General features: G+C 40.6%; 1 protein-coding gene. It reads right to left on the minus strand.

Annotated elements, in window-relative coordinates; translation table 11 throughout:
* Window positions 1-327: 327 nt before the first annotated feature.
* Window positions 328-557, minus strand: a 230-nt coding sequence (locus AC27JP_RS20310) for an Imm27 family immunity protein (RefSeq protein ID WP_487117761.1), incomplete at its 5' end; no start/stop codon positions are given.

A 557-nucleotide genomic window follows, 5' to 3' on the forward strand; every position in this document is an offset into this window, starting at 1 on the left:
CGAAAAAGTACTAACGATAACAAGCACTTTACAGATTAAGGCAGCCCGACCGTAGAATCAAAGAATGCCCAGCGCCACGACTAACCCAACCTAGAACTTTGAGCCACAAACCTAACGTTGAATTGACCACGAAAGCTAATGGCGAAAACTCATGAACCACACACCAAACCAATATTAAAACACCGCTTTTACAAATAAAATTTATCTTGATTTCGTGGTGCCAAATAACGCCCTGTTAAGGGGCAAATTGTAGTTGGCTAAAATGTGAAGCGAAGCGGAACCAGCCAACTGTTATTTGTCCCGCTTGAACAGCTTGTTAGGTGTAAATTACACACCAAACTCTTTTTTGGCAACTAGTTCAGTAACTTGCTGAAGTTGCGGCTGCCCACCACCATGCATTTCTGCATTTGGATATGTGCACACCCAGTATTGATTTAAGGTTTTATTTAAGTAGAGAGTATCCCAACCAGTTTTATCAGTTGCGACTTTAACGAGATTAAGACTAATGTAGTTTTCAACTACTTCACTCCCTGAAATTACACTCATACTTCCTTTAC

Source organism: Colwellia sp. SU-HH01172, from assembly GCF_057553355.1.